Source organism: Gordoniibacillus kamchatkensis, assembly GCF_000829455.1.
GTDB lineage: Bacteria > Bacillota > Bacilli > Paenibacillales > NBRC-103111 > Gordoniibacillus > Gordoniibacillus kamchatkensis.
The window spans coordinates 1-18,438 of record NZ_JXAK01000089.1 but is presented as its reverse complement, the minus strand read 5'-3'; the positions used below and the strand labels follow the sequence as shown (position 1 = coordinate 18,438).

Here is an 18,438-nt window from a genome sequence, read left to right as displayed (position 1 = left end):
TGCGAGAAGACCAGCTATCCGGTCTTAGCTACCGTTTCCGGTAGTTATCCCGGTCTTACAGGCAGGTTGCCTACGTGTTACTCACCCGTCCGCCGCTAAGCGAGCCCCGAAGGACTCACTCCGCTCGACTTGCATGTATTAGGCACGCCGCCAGCGTTCGTCCTGAGCCAGGATCAAACTCTCCAATAAAGTTTGAAACACTTGCTCATAAGAAACACTTGCGTGTTGTTTTCCTCACGAAAACCTCTCACTCGTCATTCAGTTTTCAAGGAGCAATCGTCTTGCTTTTTGCGCCGCATTCGCGCTTCGCTCTTGCGAGCTCCGTTTCAACGGCGACTTTTATAATATATCACATTCGCGGAGTCAAATGCAAGTTGTATTTTCTACCAACATCGTTATTTCGTATCCGCGGCCTGCTGCGCATTCGACTGTTTCAGACAGCCTTCATCAGCGGCGAAGACTAATTTACCACAGATCGCGAAATGAAGTCAAGCCGGATTGCAAAGAAAAAGAAGCCATCCAAGGAGACGGCTTCTATCTTCATTTCGTATAGCGGAGTTCCAGATCCAGCAGCTCGGATTCGGAGGCGACGGCTACTTCGCGGATCAGCGATTTTTTGACCAGTTTGCCCAGCAGCAAAGGGAGTTCGCCCTGAATGTCGGCCAGCGCAGGATGCTGCCGCAGCTCCGCGGCGCTCCACGGCTCCTCTCTTCCTTCCAAAATCGCGAGCAGCGGCCCGCAGCAGCGCTCCATCTTGGACATGACGGAAAACTCGCACGCGAGAAGCACGAGCTGAACCCGCTGCTTCACCGTCTCCTTGCTCGTCGTCAGTTCCTCATATAACTTATAAACACCAGGGTTCATATAGCGGATTTGGCGCCAGACGGCAATTTCCGGGTGGTGCCCCTCTTCGATAATGACGATGCGAGCCCAGCATTGAAGCGCCTCTAAAATGTTGTTGTACGCGTCAAGCAAATGCTCGGCAAGCAAGTACTCTTTGCTTTGCAAATACATCCGCAGAAAGCGGCAAAACTCCAGCAGAAGCTTATGTTCCCGAAGCTCGGCAGGAAATTCGAGCACTTTGTTGCGAAGCTCTTCGAGGCGGCCTTCCCGGTCCAGAACGATCTCTCCTTTAAGCAACCATTGAATCAGGCTCCTGCTGTCGCCAAGGAGAGACGCTTCGAGCTCGGCGAGAGGAATCCTCTTTTCTTGTATATGGACTTGCTCTTTTATATAATGATGTAGATGATTCGCCCGTTCGCGGGAACGCGTAACGAGCAGCAGAAGCAGGTCGAATCCGTCCGTCAGTGAAGGCAGTTGATTCGGGTTCTCCACCGCAACGACGCTCACGACATCCGGATCCGCCCGGTACAGAGCCGCAAGCTGCTCCTTTAACGACTGCATACGCATCCCCCACGCCATACTATGATGCACTATTAGTTCTACAGCCCACTGCCGGTTTCCTGCCGCCAGTTCGCCGCTTTTTCCCTAAAGAAAGTTTAAAGATCGAGGAGTGGAACGGCCGTGCGTTTCAAATCTAGCAAAGTCAACGAATTCCGCCTGTGGGGCCTGCTGCTCACGATGGGCGGCATGCTGCTCATGATCGTCGGCCTCGCCGGCATCGTCTTCAATTGGGGAGTTATCGGCAAAGTTATCGCCGTCGTATTCATGATCATCGGCATGATCTCCATGATGCTCAGCATGGGCGTCTATTTCTGGGCCGGTATGCTGTCGACCAGCGCCACGGTCATCGACTGCCCGGAATGCGGCAAGCGTACGAAAATGCTCGGGAAAACAGACCGGTGCATGTTCTGCAAAACGATCCTTACGCTCGATCCTGCGCTTGCCGAGCAGCCCGCCGCGGAGCACCGGAGCTGACTTAGCAAAAATGGTGCCTCGACCGATCGCGGTCGAGGCACCATTTTTTTATACCCGGTTACGGTTTCTTCTCCAGCGTATCCTTGATCCATGTCCACGTCTCGGGAAGCTCGAGTCCGCGTTTCCAAAGGGCGACGCCGGCGAGGTCATACTTCTTGACGAGCTCGATGCGCGCCTTCATGCTCGTTTCGTCTTCGATCCAAATGCGGTTCAGCTTGCCGCTGTCCGTATATTCGACATAGTTTTGCCCGGTTTCCGGGGAATACGCCGGCGTCAGCTTTTTGTCTTTGATCAGCTGCCGCACCGCGTCCATGCCGACGGCTTTGCTCGTGACGGTCGTTTTGCCGTCTTTGGTTTCTTCCGTCCAGATGCGGGTATAATAAGGAGCGCCAAGCACGAGCTTGGACGGCGGAACCTGGTCCTCGTTCAAAATTTGCGCAACCGATTTCTCGACCCACGGCAGAGACGCGACAGAGCCCGCTTTCGGGCTCGAGGCCCAATATTCGTCGTACGTCATCATCATCATGTAATCGACCGTCTGGGCGAGCGCTTTGCGGTCGTAAAACAGCGACCAGTTCTCGCTCCCCGACTTCGGCGTAACGTCGATGGAGACGACGGCGTTCAGCTCGTGCAAATAAGGGGTCAGCTCGCGCACGAACTGGGTCAGCTCGTCTTTGTCCTGTACGGTGACATTCTCGAAGTCGATGTTGATGCCCTGCAGCTTGTAAAGCTGGACATAGCCGAGAAGCTGCTTGATGATTTTGAGCCGCTTGTCATAAGTGGCCAGCGCATCCGTCGTGCGCTTCGGATCGAAGCCGTTGCTGAATAGCGCCCACACTTGATAGCCGCGGCCCTGAGCCCATTTGACGTAGGCGGGGTCGGCGATGTTTTGCACGGTGCCATCTCCGTCGGCAAGACTGAACCAGGTCGGCGAGATGACGTTCAGGCCGGGCATCGGGCCAATTTTGGCAGGGTCGGGCGTCTTGGTCGTCACTTGCTCCCATGTCAGGTTGATTTTGCCGCCGAGCGGCTTCCAAGGTACGAACGCCGGCTTCGGCTCCTGGCGCGGCACCGTTTCGACGTGGTCCAACACCGCTTCTTCTTTGCGGATATACCCCGTCACGCCGCTGGGCAGCTGGGCCTCGTACCAGCCGTTCTTCTCTCCCCACAGCATGAGCTTGTCGCCGTTTTTCACGTCCGCGACGATCGGTTCTTTAATGGACGGGCCGGTGCGCAGCGCCGCGGTATCGGCATTCCGTCCGAATATCGACTTGCCGCTCGCTTTAGCCCACTGCAAAACGTCGCCTTCCTTGACAAGAATGACGGCACCCGTGTCGTCCGCTTCGCGAAGATCGACGCGATACAGGTCCCGCAGAGGTTCAATCGGCACCAACACCGTCTTGCCCTGTTTCTCGACGGGGAACTTCAGGGTGATCGGCTTGTCGTTCACTGTGGCCGTCAGCTCGCTCGTTTTCATCCGCAGCACTTGCCGGTCCGTCGTGACGATAAACGAGTCGCTTTTTTCTTCATAGAGCGCGTTCGGATCGATCCACTGCTTGATCAGCGATGCGGGCAGCTTCAGGCTTTCCTTCGTTCCGGCCGCCGATTCTTCCCATAGCTCGCCTTTATAAAAAACCGGCTTGCTTAGTCCGTGAAAATCGGGCCGCACATGAGTCCGGTTCGGCGCGTAAAGCGTCCACAGCACGAAGGTGGCTACCGCGCACAAGGCCGCAAGCAGGAGCAGCCACGCGGTTTTGCGTCCGCGCCGTCGCGGCTGGCGGATGCCGGCATTCGTGACGATGTTGGATTCCACGATGTCGATGTCACTCCTTCGTACATAATCGAAGATAAAGGTGCAGTCTATTGTCTCTAACATAGTAAAAAAACGTATTCGGCGGCCTTGTCGCAAGGCGTTGTCCGAATACGTTCTATTATACTATAGATTGCTAGACTCTTAGAAATGGAATGATCTGATGGCTGTTCCGGCCGTTAATGCTGACGAATATCGGCGCAGTCGGCGCACATGCCGTATACTTCCAGGCGGTGTCCCTTCACCTTGAAGCCCGTCTGCTCGCGCGCAGCCTCTTCCACATCGTGCAGCGGCTCATACTCGAAATCGAAAATGCGGCCGCAAACTTCGCACAGCGCATGGTAGTGATCGGTCATATCGGCATCGAACCGGCTCGAGTTGTCGCCGTACGTCAGCTCGCGCACGAGGCCGGCTTCGATAAACACTTTCAAATTGTTATACACCGTCGCGACGCTCATGCTCGGAAACCGGGGCTCCAGCGCTTTATAAATTTCGTCGGCGGTCGGATGCTTCATCGTATCGAGCAGGTATGACAAGATCGCATGCCGCTGCGGCGTCATCCTTACACCGGTCGTTTTCAGTTTTGCCAACGCCTGCTCTAAATGCACTGCCGTCGTCATAGCTCTCACCACCTGCTGTCAAAATGCTTCATCCTTAATTGTACGGCGCTGTTTGACATTTTGTCAATGCGTCGCGCCGCCGCCCGGTTTCGCCAACGTGACCAGTTCGATGCCGGGGGCGATTTCCCTTCTGTACTGTTCTTCAAATCCGGCGCTTTCATACAGCTTCAGCGCTGGCGCATTGAGGGCCCCGGTGGAAACGACGTAGCGCGCGGCGTCGGGCTCGAGAGCGAACACGTGCCGAAGCAGCTTCGAGGCGATGCCGCGGCGAAAATAGTGCGGATGCACCATCATCCGGGAAATCGTGATGGTGCCGCCTTCACATTCATAGGCGATCGCCCCTGCCAGCTCCCCCTCCTCGATATAGCCGTAGAACGTTTCCTGTGCGGCGCGAATGGAGTCTATTGTGTCTTTAAGCGGCGGGATGTCGGCGAAGCGATCAGCTCCGCCTCTACGCGGTATGCCGACATTTGCAGCTGCAGCAGCCGGAGCGCCTGCCGGTTCGTCCCGAAGCTCAACCGTTCGATCATAGATGTGCGGATGCTCTCCTTCCCAATATTAGCAGAAAAGCGGGCTCCCCAAGTCCCTGCCGGGACGCCGGGGGCACCGCTCTTCGCAATTGCCGTTATTTATTGCGCCTTCAAAACTTCGATGAGCAGCTGGTTTACGAGTCCCGGGTTCGCTTTGCCCTTCGTTTCCTTCATCACTTGGCCGACGAGGAAGCCGATCGCTTTCTCCTTGCCGGCTTTGTAGTCGGCTACCGACTGCGGGTTGTTCGCTACGATGCGGGCCACGACCTCCTTGATCGCGCCTTCGTCGCTAATTTGGACAAGGCCTTGTTCTTCGACGATTTGCTGCGGCGATTTGCCGGTCTCCAGCATCGTTTTGAAGACGGTTTTGGCGATTTTGTTCGAAATCGTGCCCTGCTCGATCAGACCGATCATGGCGCCGAGGGCTGCCCCGCTCAGCTTCACGTCGTCCAGCTCGAGATTGTTCGCGTTCAAGTAGCCGAGCAGATCGCCCATGATCCAGTTGGAGACGGCTTTGGCGTCTTTCGTGCTCTTCAGGCTGTCTTCGAACAAGTCGGCCAGCTTCTTGGAAGCGGTGATCACTTCCGCGTCATAGCCCGGCAGCCCGTATTCCGATGTGTACCTCGCCTTGCGGGCGTCCGGCAGCTCGGGAATGCCCGCTTTCACGCGATCCGTCCATGCCTTGTCGGTATGCAGCGACACCAGGTCCGGATCGGGAAAATAACGGTAATCGTGCGCCTCTTCCTTGGAGCGCATCGAAATCGTTTTGCCCTGGGCTTCGTCCCAGCGGCGCGTTTCCTGCACGATGCGGCCGCCGCTGTCCAGCACGTCGGCTTGGCGCCATTCCTCGTACTCCAGACCCTTCTGGACGCCGCGGAACGAGTTCATGTTTTTCAGCTCGGTTTTCGTCCCGAACTCCTGCTGTCCGCGCGGGCGCAGCGAAATGTTGGCGTCGCAGCGCAGCGAACCTTCTTCCATTTTGACGTCGGACACGTCGCAATACAGCATAATGGCGCGCAGCTTCTCGAGATAGAGGCGGGCCTCTTCCGGCGAGCGCAAGTCCGGCTCGGACACGATCTCGATCAGGGGCGTGCCGCAGCGATTCAAATCCACGAGCGAAACGGAGCCGCCGTCCACGTGCGTCAGCTTGCCGGCGTCTTCCTCCAGATGGACGCGGGTAATGCCGATGCGCTTCGTCTCTCCGTTCACTTCGATATCGATGTAGCCGCGCGCGCCGATCGGTTTGTCGTATTGGGAAATTTGGTACGCCTTCGGCGAATCCGGGTAAAAGTAGTTTTTGCGGTCGAACTTCGTATGCTCGGCTATCTCGCAATTGAGCGCCATCGCCGCTTTCATCGCGTACTCCACCGCCTGCCGGTTCAGCACCGGCAGCACGCCGGGGTGGCCGAGGCAGACCGGGCACGTGTGCGTGTTCGGCGGAGCGCCGAAGGAGGTCGCGCAGCCGCAAAATATTTTCGATTTGGTGTGCAGCTCGACGTGCACCTCAAGCCCGATGACCGTCTCGTACTTCGTTTCGGTGGCTGTCATAGGTCAGGTTCCTCCTTCGCTTAAGCTTTCAGCTGCGGACGCTGCTTGTGATGATCGGTGCTGCGCTCGAACGCATGAGCGACGCGCAGCACGGTCGATTCGTTCAGCGCTTTGCCGATAACTTGCAGCCCGACCGGCAGCCCGTCCGCAAAGCCGCACGGCACGCTGATCGCCGGAATGCCGGCAAGGTTGACCGGAATCGTGAGAATATCGTTCAAATACATCGTCAGCGGATCGCCGACCTGTTCGCCCAGCTTGAAGGCTGGGGTAGGCGCGGTCGGGCCGACGACGACGTCGTAGTTCGCAAATACGTTGTCGAAGTCGCGCTTGATAAGCGTCCGCACTTTTTGCGCTTTCAAATAGTAGGCGTCATAGTAGCCGGAGCTGAGCGCGTACGTGCCGAGCATGATGCGGCGCTTCACTTCCGGGCCGAACCCTTCGCTGCGGGAATAGCGGTATACGTCCAGCAAGTTGCCGGCGTTGTCGGTACGGACGCCGTAACGCACGCCGTCATAGCGGGCCAGGTTCGAGGAAGCTTCGGAAGAAGCGAGCAAATAGTAGGCGGCTACCGCGTACTCGGTATGCGGCAGCGACACTTCCTCGACGACGGCGCCGAGGCTTTCGAGCACGCGGATCGCTTCCAGCACGCGCTCTTTCACCCGCGGATCGATGCCCTCTCCCATATACTCCTTTGGCAGCGCCACGCGGAGCCCTTGGATATCGCCGGTCAGCGCGCTTAAGTAGTCCGGAATATCGGTGACGTTCAGCGACGTTGAATCTTGCGGATCGTGGCCGACGATCGACTGCAGCACATACGCGCAGTCCTCGACGTTTTTCGTCAGCGGCCCGATTTGGTCGAGCGACGAAGCGAAGGCGACGAGACCGAAGCGGGAGACGAGGCCGTACGTCGGCTTCATGCCGACGATGCCGCAGTAGGAAGCCGGCTGGCGGATCGAGCCGCCGGTATCCGAGCCGAGCGCGAAATATACTTCGCCGGCGGCGACCGCCGCCGCCGAGCCCGAGCTGGAGCCGCCCGGCACGTGGTCCGGATGCCACGGATTGCGGGTCGGCTTGACGGCGGAATTTTCCCCCGAGCCGCCCATCGCGAATTCGTCCATGTTCAGCTTGCCGACGGTGACCGCCTGCGCGTCGCGCAGCTTGCGCACAACGGTGGCGTCGTAAATCGGATCGTAATTGGAAAGGAACTTGCTGGCGCACGTCGTGGCCAGGCCTGCGGTGACAATGTTGTCTTTAAGGCCTGCCGGCAGCCCGAACAGCAGCCCTCTCGGCTCGTCCGTCCCGAGCTGCTTGTCCAGTTGCTGCGCCGTGCGGCGGGCGTTCTCTTCGTCCAGGGCCAGGAAAGCGCCGATGCGGCCGTCTACGTCGGCAATGCGCCGGTACGACGCGTCGACGAGATCCGTCACCGTCAGCTCCTTGTTTCTCAGCTTCGAATGAATGTCCTGTAGTGTCAAATCAAAAACAGACAACGAGGCTCCTCCTTCCGACATCCGCGTCGGGTGCGAATTATTCCAGTACGGCCGGCACCTTGAACTGTCCGTCCTCTTCGTCCGGCGCGTTCTTCAGCACCTCTTCCAGCGGCCACGACGGGCGCGCTTCGTCTTCGCGCATCACGTTCAGGAGCGGCATCGGGTGGCTCGTCGGCTCGATGCCGTCCGTGTTCAGCTCGCTGAGCTGCTCGGCATATTTCAGAATGGCGCTGAGCTGTTCGGCGAACTGCTCTTTCTCCGCGTCCGTCAGCTCCAGCCTGGCCAAATTCGCTACATGCTCGACGTCTTGCTTGGAAATGCTCACAAGGGGCTGCTCCTCTCCGCTGTGCCGATCGTATCGGCCTTTTTCATTCTTCCTATTATAGCCGAAGGAGGATTGGAACTCAATTGCCGCGGGGCGGGACCCGGCCTTGGACGTCAGCACGGCAAAAAGCAGCGATCCCGGGAAAGCGACGGGGAACGCTGCTTTTTTCGTGCGGACTGTGTTCTATTATAATATGAAGAAACGAGATTCAAATCCACGCTTTCAGGTTGACCTGCTTGACGAAATCTTGCGCGGATTGCACGTCCTTGTTCGATTCCGAAGCAGGCTCGGCGGCTCCGCCGTTCATAATGGTGCGGAACAGCTCCTCGTTTCGCGTCGCCAGCGCGAAGTCAATAAGCGCCTGTTTCGCCAGCCGGTCTGCCTCTTGCTCTAAAAGCGTCTCTTCAAGCTCGACGTCTTCTCCCGTGACGAAAAAGTTTTTGTTCAGCTTCGGCGCACGGACGACGTACTCAAATATGTTATCGGCATTGCGGTCATAGGCGATAATGTATCCGTAGTCGCCAATCGGCAAGTTCTGCTCAAGGCTGTCGGCGACGAAAATAACTTTCTGACCCAATCGCAGCATGGCGATTCCCCCTACCCTATCAACTATAGTAATATGGTACTAAAAAAAGAGTATGGTGTCCAATGAAACGAATATTTCGCGGTAATATGCCGATTCTGATGTCGATAATCGTCGTTATGTTCGCCTTGGCCGCATTCGGTGCGGCGGCCGGCCAAGCCGAAGCGCATCCGCTCAATAACGGTTACTCGCAAGTGACCGTGAACGGGCGCGATGTCGGTTACGAGCTGTTCCTGCCGGAGCAAAGCTTGCTCGCTTTCGACACGAACGGCGACAAGCGGCTGACGCCGGACGAGCTGGCGGCGCAGCGGCCGAAGCTGGCCGACTATGTGCGGCAGCGGCTGCAGCTCGCTCAGAACGGCGAACCTTTGCAGTTCCGGTATGAAGGCGAGCACCTGGACGATAAAGATGGAATATCCGGTGTCACGTTACTATTATCATATGCAGCCACCCGGCCGATAGAGCACTTATCGATCCGGTACGATTTGCTGTTCGACGATGCGGATCCGCAGCATGTCAACTTCGCTATCATTGTGAACGGGGACGATGTCGATCAAGCAGTATTCGACGCTGCCCACCGAACGTATCAATACGATGCGCTGCCTGGCGCCGGCGGCGGCTGGCTCGGTACACTGCTGCAATACGTATGGCTCGGCATGACGCACATCTGGACCGGATACGACCATTTGCTGTTTCTGCTTTGCTTGCTCGTCGCTTGCGCCGGCTGGCGCGAGGCGGCAAGTATTGTGACGGCGTTCACCGCTGCCCACAGCGTAACGCTGATCCTTGTCGCCAGTGGGATGGTCCGCGTCGATTCCCGCTTCGTAGAGACCTGCATCGCGCTTACGATCGCCTATGTCGCTGCGGACAATTGGTTCGCGCGCCGCAGCGGCCGCCGCCGCCGTTACCGCTTTGTTGTCACACTGGGCTTCGGCCTTGTGCACGGCATGGGCTTCGCCGGAGCGCTGCAAGAAATCGGCTTGCCTGCGGGGCGGACTGCGGCTGCGCTGCTCAGTTTCAACGCCGGTGTGGAGCTTGGCCAACTCGCGGTGCTGGCGGTGCTGCTGCCGCTGCTGCTGCGCTGGAATAAGCGTTCCTGGTACCCTCGCCTCGTAGCCGCCGTATCCGTCATCGTGTTCCTGCTGGCCGCCATTTGGGCGGTCGAGCGCTCCGGCCTGATCGGGCTGCTGTAAACGGAGGAGAAGCCGCTGCCAAGCCGGCTGTTCCCGATCTTGCCCATAAAGCCATAATGGAGCTCCCCGTTTGTGCGGCGGGAAGCTCCATTATCGTCAACCTAAAGTTTGTGCCGCCGCGCCGGGCGTACCAGAAAAACGGAAATGCGGCCAGTGCTGCCAGGAAGAACAGCGGCCAAATCCACCACCAACCGAGTCCCCAGCCCCAGTTGCCGTAGCCCCAGCCGAACGGATAGGCCCCAGGATAACCCCACGCTTTGATTCGGGCTTTTTCCTTCATTTTGGACTTGATGTCGTTCACGCGCGGGTTCTTCGCAAGCGATTGTTTCAAGCTGGCAATCGCCGCATCGGGAACGTTCTCGAGCGGCCGCATCACGAGATGGCCGTCGTGAATGCGGTCAATAACTCCGCACACGACGTCGCCGTCCGCAGTACAAGCGGCAACGGCACGGCCGATGTAGGGCGTAACGCTACTGGCAGCAATCGGATACTGACAAAGCAGTTGCATCGTGCTTCCTCCTCTCCACACTCGTGCTGTATACGATACGCTTGAGGCATACAGCTTGCCACGACGAACGTCATGGTGGAGGAGAAAAAACTTGTCAATTCCTTTAGGTGAAGGGCAGTTGGCTCATATACCCCGAATCCGGGCGGCGGTTCCGAATTGGCGTTGTCGACCGATGCAATACTGAAAGACCAGTCATGCAAGCAAATTGCGTCGAAACGGGGGCCCGTTCCGCTTGGAACGGATTGCCCTTTTTACATTAGACGGGGTGCGTCTCCGGCCATGCCAGCTCGATTCCTTCCCGGACAAGCAACCGCTGGAAGGAGGCGAGGTGCTCCTGCCGGTTGCGGACTTCCCGCGGTTGGACGCGGTGCTGCAGGCAATACCCGACCAAATAGCCGGCGGCCTCGCCGATGTTCCATTCCACGGGATGAAGCCGGTAACAGCCGTTCGTAATATGGGTCACTCCGATATTTTTGCAGGCGGGCAGCAAATTGTTGACGCGGACCGGAATGAGACTGCCCAGCGGGATTTGGAACGGCAAACTGGAAATATCGATGTAAGAGCGCAGCCCGGTGCTCGGATGCAGGTCGATCCGGTAGCAGCCGATGCCGACGGAATCGACGAACGCTTCGGCTTCTTCGGTTCCGCGGCATTCCGTGCTCACATGCTGTTCCAGCACCGTAAATTCCGCCTGAATGCGGCGCGACTCGCGAATGTACGGGTACATCGCCAATCCGTCTGCGGTGCCGACAGCGTCGCTGCGCAGACGAAGTCCCGGGTACCCTTGTTTGCCGTCGGGGCGGGGAGCTTCCGTCTGCATCCAGTACAAGAGCGAAAGACTGAGCTGCTTGGCGCATTTGAAATGGCGCGCCCGCTCCTCTTCGCTTACGTCGATGACGGAGCCGAGCCAGTAATCGTTCTGGGGCCAATTGACCAGGGTGATGTCGCTGCGGTAGGTGCCCGGGGCAAAATTGCGCTTGTCGGCGATTCGCCGGTAGCCGAACAAAGACATCCAGTCTTTGCCGGGAAACAGGTCGTATTCGATCGGCTCCAGTGTCGCCGGTTTCACTCCGGTCCAGCTCAGCAGCCGGCCCGGCCAAAAGTCCGCCTTGTAGTTGCGCCAGAACGAATATTGCTCAGGCCTGGCAATCGTATGGTCTTCCCCTTCGAGGTAATCGACCGCGAAGCAGTACGTAAACGCCTGCATATCCATCGGCTGCGGGGCTCCCTCCAGAGCGTGGGGCTCCCCGGTTTGCCGCTGCGATTCCGCCCCTGTCACATATTCCGCACCGGCAAGCGGCAGCACGTCCCCGCATTCCGTCGCATCGAGAAAATAAGGGGCTGCAAGCTCCAGCCGCTCCTGACCGTCCAAGCTTCGCACCGTCACCGAGAGCACATCGTCCCCGTTCGTCCGCACGGCTTCGGCACGGTGGCGGGTCAGAACCGTCAGCCGGCCGCTGTGAATATAAGGCGCCAGCATTTGCTGCAGCACTGCCAGCGCCGTGCGCGGCTCGTGGCAGAGCCGGCTCACCCAACCGTTGCCGGGATTCAGATACACGTTGGCCCGGGCCTCGGCGGTCAGCGGAAAGCAGTCCCGGTAATACTGCCGAACGCCGTCACGGAACCGGCGATAGCTGCTCGTGCAGCCGAACTTTTCGATCCACGGATGTTCGTCGGGAGGCACAGCCTGGCTCGTCAGTTGGCCGCCGATCCACGACGTTTCTTCGGTCATGATCACGGTCCTGCCCATCTTGGCGGCGGCAAGCGCAGCCGCGGTTCCTCCCGTGCCCCCGCCGATGATGACTAGATCGGCATGCAGTTCTTTGCCCATCGGGCATGCCTCCTCTTATCGATTAACGGGCTTCGTTCGTGAAATAAATGACCTGCGGCCCGGCCGCCCCCCCGGTGAGGCTCATTTCGGACCTGTACGTGCCGCCGTTCGGATTCAATTTGAAATTGACAATGTTCCAGGCGTCTTCGTAGGTCAAATAACCGGACTGAAAGATCGTCTTGTTCCACTTGACCACATAATGCCCGTAGCCGCCGGACGGATTCAAAAACAAGCCGGCCATCCGGGGATGGTGGTAGCTGTTGACGAACTCCGCGGCAAAACGATACATCACGCCGTAATTGCCATTGTTGATGACCGTTTTTTGGTCAACCGCATCCCAGCCTTCCTCGTATTCGCCCGGCATGCTGTCGCTCCACTGCCCGTACGCGGCCGAATCGACGCGCAAGTAAGCGTTGCCGAGAGACGTATCGTAACGGATCGTGCCGGTCCTGTCGAAGTGCGGGAACGTCCCTCTCGTATGGGAATCCTCGGGAAGAACGGCCACCTGCTCGGGATGGTCCGGCTTCGCGTCGTAGGCCAAAAAAGTCGCCGTCACTTGCGCCGGCGCGCCGCTCTGCGCTGTCGCCGCAAACTGAACGATGCCGCTGTTCGTAATGCCGCTGCCCGTCGGGGCGGTGACGAAATAGCTCTCCCCCGGGACGAGGGTGCCCGCCAGATCAACCGTATTCTGGCTTTGCATAAAGTCGGCAAGAGCGGTTTGTCCGGCAACGTCGACGTAAATATCCGTTCCGACTCCTTTGCCTTTCGTGTACAAGTTGACAGGTGCCGCCGACGTATTCGTGATCGCAACGCCTACCGTCATCGTTTGCGGTGCGGCATTTTGATGATGCCAGAACACGCGGAACTCCCCTTCGGCAGTATCGCGGTAAAACGCTCCAGGCGCAGAGAACGTTTCCGGCGAATCGCTGAACAGCAGCTTCCCGCCGACGGCCGCCAGCTGCGGCTTCTCGAGGTGAACGGCCGGCTGCAGCGAGGAAACCGGCACCGTCGACTGCTCCGCGAAGGCGGAAGCGGAAACAAGCAGACTTAGCGAAACGGCGACGCACAGTACCCAATTTTTACCCACCGAGATCATCCCTCTTTCTATCGATTCGTTCGTTTGCGAGACCGCAATCAGCCTTTGACCGCTCCGACCATGCCGTTGATGAACTGCTTTTGCAGCACAAGGAAGATGGCGATGATCGGAATGACGGAAATGATCGTGCCTGCCGCAATATACGGAAAATTGTAGGACAAATTCCCTTGCAAATATTGCAGCGCAGCGGTTAGCGGATATTTGTCCTTGTCGTCCAAAATGATGATCGGCCATATCATGCTGTTCCAAAAGCCCATAAAGTCGAAAATGACGACCGTCGCGATAGCCGGTCTCACCATCGGGACCATGATGCTCCAAAAAATCCGGAACTCGCTCGCCCCGTCCATTCTTCCGGAAAACTCCATCTCGCCCGGCACTGTAATGAACGCCTGCCGCAGCAAAAAAATGTTGAACACACTGACCGCCGAAGGCAGCACGACGCCGAGCAGCGTATTGTACAAATGCAGCTTTTGGATCACGATGAAGTTGACGATCATGCCCGCCGCATTCGGCAAAATCATCGTGCTCACGATGGCGTAAAAAATAACGTTGCGGGCCGGAAAAACGATGCGGGCGAGCGGATAGGCGGTCATCGTGCATATCGCCGCGTTCAGCGCGACGCCGAGTCCGGTCATGAACACCGTATTTTTGATGTAGATCCAAAGCGGCATAATACGGAACACGTCGGCGAAGTTTTTGAAATTGACCGGACGCGGGATGAGCTGCGGCGGAAATTGGTATACGTTCGCGTTCACCTTCAAGGAAGTGGACAAAAGCCAGAGGAAGGGCCCTAGACAAACGAGCGCCGTGAAAACAAGCAGCGCGTAGACGACGGCCGCCGTGACGATTTTTTTGAGGTTTGCCGCACTACTCATAGTAAGTCAGCCCTCCCCTGCGCGTGTAACGGAACATAAGGACGGAGAATACCAAAATAATGAGCGCAACGACAAGGCCGATCGCCGCCGCATAGCCGAAGTCGAAATCCTGGAAGGCGACTTTATACGTGTATACGCTCGTCACGAGCGTCGAATTGACGGGATCCCCCTTCGGACCGTGCATGACGAAAATTTCATCGAACACCCGAATCGCGCCCATGACCGATAAAAGCGAGCACAACAGCACGAACGGCATGAGGAGCGGAATCGTAATGCGCCGGATGACCTGCCACCGGTTAGCGCCGTCTATTTTCGCAGCTTCCGTCAGCTCCGCCGGAATGGATTGCAGGCCGGCCAAATAGATCATCATGTAGTAGCCGAGCCCTTTCCAGACCGTAACGAGCATCACCCCCGCGAGCGCGAGGCTCGGCTCCACCATGAACGCAATATCTTGCCTGATCAAACCGAGACTGCGCAGGATGTAGTTCAAAATTCCTTTCTCTTCATACATCCATTTCCAGGCGATCGCCGCTGCCGCCATCGACGTCACGACAGGAATGAAATACGCCGTCCGAAACAGGCTGACGAATTTCAGCCGCGTGTTGACGAGAACCGCCATCAAAATGGCGAGCAGCTGAATGATCGGCACGACGACGACATAGAGCAGCGAATTTTTCAAGGCGACGAGGAAATCCGGATCGCCGAACGCCCGGTGGAAATTTTTCATGCCGACCCATTTGGTCGTATCGACCGCCGAATAGTTGGTGAAAGCGAGCGGAAGTCCGTAAACGATCGGAAAAAGCGTAAACACCAACAGTAAAATCGCGCCGGGAGCGATCATCAGGTACGCAAACCCGGCCCGCCGCCGCTGTAACTTCGATAATGTCGTTGCCAAAGGCCATTGCCCCTTCCCGCCGCAAAATAAGCGGCAAGCCCCGCTCGCCGCCCTGCGGAAGACGACTCAGTTTTCCGCGTTTACGGCGTCCAGCTGCTTCTGCATGTCCTGTTCGGCCTGCTTCAGCATATCTTCCGGCGACTGCTGGCCGAGCATCATTTTCGTCCAGCCTTTCCAGAGCGGATCGAGCACTTTTCCCTCGTCTTTAATGCCAAGCGTAAAATCTTTGCCTGGCCGACCATCGAGGCCGCGATAATTTTCGCCTTCGACTCCGGATCGTCGCCGTTCTGCGTAAAGAACGGGTCGGCTGCGGCTTTCTTCGTAGACGGCAGGATGTTGACAATTTGCAAATGCAAGCTGGGATTCGTCGTTCGTCATGTAGTTCGCGAAGTCGATCGCTTCCCTATGATTTTTGCTCAGCATCGGCACGACGACGTTCATCAGGCTGGCCTGGTAGTTGCCGTTCTCTTTTTTCGCCGGCATTTTGGCGACGAGGGTGTTGTCGTAGACGTCCTTAGCGTTTTGCTTCACGCGGTTCAGGAAGTTCGCGCCGGTCGTCAGAGTGGCGATTTGGCCGGCTTGGTATTTGTCGGTGGCGTAGTTGGCGTCGGCTCCGACGCTATCCTTCGGAATAATGCCTTCGTCATACAGAGCCTTGTTCCACTTCGCCCATTCCAGCGCTTCCGGCGTATTAACGATAATTTTTTTCTTGTCTTCGCTGATGATTGGCACACCCGCGAAATAGAGGTCGGCAGGCGGGTTGGATACGAACGCAAACCCGTACTTCCCCGTTTTCGCCTTGATCTGGATCGCCTGCTGCTTCAGCTCGTCAAGCGTCTTCGGAGGTTGGTTCGGATCGAGGCCGGCCTGCTCGTAAATTTTCTTGTTGTACATAAAAACGGACAGCCCGAAGTACCATGGGAATGCATAGGCGCTGTTGCCGAGCTTGGTGGAGTTGTAAAGATCGGGGAAGTAGATGGAGCGCTGCTCCTCCGTCGCTTCTTTGTTCAAGTCGACCAGAGCGTTTTTGGCGGCAAGCGTCAAGGCCATGCCTGTGTTGAGGTTGACGACGTCGGGAGAGTTGCCGCCGGCGATGGACGTGAGAAGCTTGTTCTCCATCGAACCGTAGGGAAGGTCCGTCCATTTGACTTTGATGCCCGGGTGCTCGTCTTGATACTTTTTGATTCGCCCGTTGATGTAGTCGTCAAAGTTCGGGCTTAACGAAATCGTCCAGAAATTCAGCGTCACGTCTTTCTTCGGAGCGTTCGGCGCCGGTCCTGGCGCCGCCTTGCCGTCTCCGCCTCCGTTTCCGTCGCTGCACGCCGCCAGCAAGGAGCACACGATACTGCCGGCAAGCCCGAGCGAAATGAACCGCTTTGCGTTCGCCATACAGGTCCCCCTCGTCCTTCCAAAAGTAGCTAAAAGCACCGCTCACAGCCCGATCATAACCGAAGCGGAAACCGCTGTATTTAACCGTTCATGCTAAACTGTTGTTCATTTGTTGTTTTATTCCTTAACGTACAAGCGGATGTATTCGGTAGGGGAGAGGCCGACCGCCTTTTTAAAAGCTCTGCTGAACGAATGAATGGACTGGTACTGCATGGCGGAGGCGATTTCCGTAATGGAGAACCGCTGCGATTTCATCAGCTCGATCATTTTTTGCAGCCGCTTTTGCGAATAAAAATTGCGGAGGCTGATGCCCGTCTCCTCCGTGAACAGATGCGACAAGTAGGAGTAGCTGTATCCGAGCGCCCTGGACACCTCCGACAAGTCCCGCATCGCCAGCAAGTGATTGTCGATGTAGCTGATGGCGCTGTAGACGATTTCCTTGGCCCCGCCGCTCCCTTGGTCGTAATGGTACGTGCTGTCCCAATCGGAAAAAAAATTGCGGTACATGAGCACGATCAGCTGATTCAAATACGTCTGGGTCATCATTTGCGAATACTGGGTCAAATTGCGGAACTCTTTCAAAGCGCTCAGAAACGTATGTTTCATATCCAAGCGGTCTTTTGTCAGCGGGGTTTCTTTCTTGTCGAGCATTTTTTGAATATGGATGAACGGACTCTCGAAGCTTTCCCGGTGCTCGTGCTCGCGCTGCAAATTAAATAAAAATCCCATGTAAAAATAACGGAAAGGGTCGTCTTCATCGGCGCCGCCCGTATGCACCTCGCCGGGGATGTTGATATACAGGTCTCCGGCTTCCACGTCATACCGTTTGCCGTTGGTCGAAAACCAGCCTTTTCCCGACACGACATAGGTAATCTCGTAACAGATTTGCGTATGCTCCTGCAGCAAATAGCCCGAATCGCAGCACAAGTCGCCGATTTGATATAGCGTAAATAACTCATATTGTTTCGGGTCCAGAAAATATAAATTATCGAAATGAAATCTTTTGCGGTTCTGCACGATGACGAAAGCCTCCTTCCTCCGGCGGGCGGCGTTTCCTGCAACCCTATATATATTCCGGAAAACGGCGCATTCTGAACGATAAATCAAAAAACCTCATTCGATAGTGAAAGCATTGCGGAAGACGCATTGCTATAATGGGGACGGCGATGGGCCAATATGGCAAACGGGAGGAATCGGAATGGCGAAAATGAAAGTCGCGGTCATCGGCTGCGGAACGATAGCAAACAGCGCTCACATCCCCGCCTATGTCAAAACGCGGACACAGAAATCAAATACTTTTGCGACATGAATTTGTCGGCGACTTCATCAACGATCAGCTGCACGAAGCGCTGGACTACTTTTTGTCGGACGAAGGGCTGTCCCATTCGCAGGTCGCGTTCGGCGGCAGCGCCAGCCTGCAGATCAAACAGCTTCTGGAAGAAATGCTCGACGAATACGACCGGGCGGACCTGCATTACGAGCTTATCATCAAAGGCTGCCTGCTGAAGCTGCTGGCGCTGATTATCCGGGAATGGAACCGGATGCCTTCGGGCAGCCCGGCCAAGACGCTCAAGATCAGCTCGATGGTGGAAGATGCGATTCGGCACATTCACGACAACTTCCGGGAGGAAATCCGGCTCGAGGATATGTATAAGCGCGCGCTCGTCTCCCGAACGTACTTTTGCGACATGTTTAAACAATATACGTCCAAAACGTTCAGCGAGTACATTATCGATCTGCGTCTCAACAAGTCGATGGAGCTGCTGAATTCCGACATGAACGTTACCGATATTTGTTATTATGTCGGATTCAAACATTTGACTTATTTTTCGCGCATGTTCAAGAAGCGGACGGGGGTATCGCCGCTTTA

The 18,438-nt window shown here is 56.8% G+C and carries 19 protein-coding genes, 1 rRNA gene and 1 pseudogene; 4 read left to right on the top strand and 17 right to left on the bottom strand.

The window, feature by feature from the left end; genetic code table 11:
* Positions 1-189, bottom strand: a 16S ribosomal RNA gene (locus SD70_RS30120); the annotation flags it as partial.
* A gap of 351 nt (positions 190-540) precedes the next feature.
* Complete coding sequence (locus tag SD70_RS30110) at positions 541-1,404, bottom strand: nucleotidyltransferase-like protein (protein WP_041052267.1); 864 nt, start codon at positions 1,402-1,404, stop codon at positions 541-543.
* A gap of 120 nt (positions 1,405-1,524) precedes the next feature.
* Between SD70_RS30110 and SD70_RS30105 the strand changes: the two genes are divergently transcribed.
* Positions 1,525-1,878, top strand: a complete 354-nt coding sequence (locus SD70_RS30105) for a DUF2614 family zinc ribbon-containing protein (RefSeq protein WP_041052266.1) — start codon at positions 1,525-1,527, stop codon at positions 1,876-1,878.
* 58 nt (positions 1,879-1,936) lie between these two features.
* Here the strand turns inward: SD70_RS30105 and SD70_RS30100 are convergent, their stop codons facing one another.
* From SD70_RS30100 to SD70_RS30070, 8 genes are all read right to left on the bottom strand, one after another.
* Entirely contained in the window at positions 1,937-3,691 is a 1,755-nt protein-coding gene (locus SD70_RS30100; RefSeq protein WP_231571668.1) for a glycosyl hydrolase family 18 protein, read from the bottom strand.
* A gap of 176 nt (positions 3,692-3,867) precedes the next feature.
* Positions 3,868-4,308 (bottom strand): Fur family transcriptional regulator, encoded by a 441-nt coding sequence (locus SD70_RS30095; RefSeq protein ID WP_041052265.1) that lies wholly within the window; start codon positions 4,306-4,308, stop codon positions 3,868-3,870.
* Positions 4,309-4,371: 63 nt separating this feature from the next.
* Positions 4,372-4,671, bottom strand: a complete 300-nt coding sequence (locus tag SD70_RS39995) for a GNAT family N-acetyltransferase (protein ID WP_331436860.1) — start codon at positions 4,669-4,671, stop codon at positions 4,372-4,374.
* A 38-nt stretch (positions 4,672-4,709) separates the two neighbouring features.
* Positions 4,710-4,838 (bottom strand): hypothetical protein, encoded by a 129-nt coding sequence (locus tag SD70_RS39990; protein WP_331436859.1) that lies wholly within the window; start codon positions 4,836-4,838, stop codon positions 4,710-4,712.
* A 99-nt stretch (positions 4,839-4,937) separates the two neighbouring features.
* Complete coding sequence (gene gatB / locus SD70_RS30085) at positions 4,938-6,386, bottom strand: Asp-tRNA(Asn)/Glu-tRNA(Gln) amidotransferase subunit GatB (protein WP_041052264.1); 1,449 nt, start codon at positions 6,384-6,386, stop codon at positions 4,938-4,940.
* Positions 6,387-6,406: 20 nt separating this feature from the next.
* Positions 6,407-7,873 (bottom strand): Asp-tRNA(Asn)/Glu-tRNA(Gln) amidotransferase subunit GatA, encoded by a 1,467-nt coding sequence (gene gatA / locus SD70_RS30080; RefSeq protein ID WP_041052263.1) that lies wholly within the window; start codon positions 7,871-7,873, stop codon positions 6,407-6,409.
* A 37-nt stretch (positions 7,874-7,910) separates the two neighbouring features.
* Complete coding sequence (gene gatC / locus SD70_RS30075; RefSeq protein ID WP_041052262.1) at positions 7,911-8,198, bottom strand: Asp-tRNA(Asn)/Glu-tRNA(Gln) amidotransferase subunit GatC; 288 nt, start codon at positions 8,196-8,198, stop codon at positions 7,911-7,913.
* 208 nt (positions 8,199-8,406) lie between these two features.
* Positions 8,407-8,784 (bottom strand): hypothetical protein, encoded by a 378-nt coding sequence (locus tag SD70_RS30070; RefSeq protein ID WP_041052261.1) that lies wholly within the window; start codon positions 8,782-8,784, stop codon positions 8,407-8,409.
* 62 nt (positions 8,785-8,846) lie between these two features.
* Here SD70_RS30070 and SD70_RS30065 point away from each other — a divergent pair, with 62 nt between their 5' ends.
* Positions 8,847-9,974: a HupE/UreJ family protein gene (locus SD70_RS30065; protein ID WP_052488060.1), complete on the top strand. Its 1,128-nt coding sequence runs from the start codon at positions 8,847-8,849 to the stop codon at positions 9,972-9,974.
* On the opposite strand, the gene SD70_RS35480 is transcribed toward SD70_RS30065, so the two are convergent.
* From SD70_RS35480 to SD70_RS30030, 7 genes are all read right to left on the bottom strand, one after another.
* Entirely contained in the window at positions 9,910-10,482 is a 573-nt protein-coding gene (locus tag SD70_RS35480) for a hypothetical protein (protein WP_041052260.1), read from the bottom strand. The genes SD70_RS30065 and SD70_RS35480 overlap by 65 nt on opposite strands.
* Positions 10,483-10,738: 256 nt before the next feature.
* The gene (locus tag SD70_RS30055) at positions 10,739-12,313 is read right to left on the bottom strand and encodes an FAD-dependent oxidoreductase (RefSeq protein ID WP_041052259.1); all 1,575 of its coding nucleotides are present in this window, start codon (positions 12,311-12,313) and stop codon (positions 10,739-10,741) included.
* A gap of 22 nt (positions 12,314-12,335) precedes the next feature.
* Positions 12,336-13,400, bottom strand: a complete 1,065-nt coding sequence (locus tag SD70_RS30050) for a hypothetical protein (protein ID WP_041052258.1) — start codon at positions 13,398-13,400, stop codon at positions 12,336-12,338.
* A 47-nt stretch (positions 13,401-13,447) separates the two neighbouring features.
* On the bottom strand, positions 13,448-14,284 hold the full coding sequence (locus SD70_RS30045; protein WP_041052257.1) for a carbohydrate ABC transporter permease: 837 nt from the start codon (positions 14,282-14,284) through the stop codon (positions 13,448-13,450).
* Complete coding sequence (locus tag SD70_RS30040; protein WP_041052256.1) at positions 14,277-15,179, bottom strand: carbohydrate ABC transporter permease; 903 nt, start codon at positions 15,177-15,179, stop codon at positions 14,277-14,279. The genes SD70_RS30045 and SD70_RS30040 overlap by 8 nt, the downstream gene beginning before the upstream one ends.
* A gap of 66 nt (positions 15,180-15,245) precedes the next feature.
* Positions 15,246-16,568: an ABC transporter substrate-binding protein gene (locus tag SD70_RS30035; RefSeq protein ID WP_041052255.1), complete on the bottom strand. Its 1,323-nt coding sequence runs from the start codon at positions 16,566-16,568 to the stop codon at positions 15,246-15,248.
* A gap of 117 nt (positions 16,569-16,685) precedes the next feature.
* Positions 16,686-17,585: an AraC family transcriptional regulator gene (locus SD70_RS30030; RefSeq protein WP_041052254.1), complete on the bottom strand. Its 900-nt coding sequence runs from the start codon at positions 17,583-17,585 to the stop codon at positions 16,686-16,688.
* 181 nt (positions 17,586-17,766) lie between these two features.
* On the opposite strand from SD70_RS30030, the pseudogene SD70_RS36575 reads away from it, so the two are divergent.
* A pseudogene (locus tag SD70_RS36575) lies at positions 17,767-17,876 on the top strand (Gfo/Idh/MocA family protein); the annotation flags it as partial.
* A 134-nt stretch (positions 17,877-18,010) separates the two neighbouring features.
* Positions 18,011-18,438, top strand: a 428-nt coding sequence (locus SD70_RS39985; protein ID WP_156158274.1) for a helix-turn-helix transcriptional regulator, incomplete at its 3' end; no start/stop codon positions are given.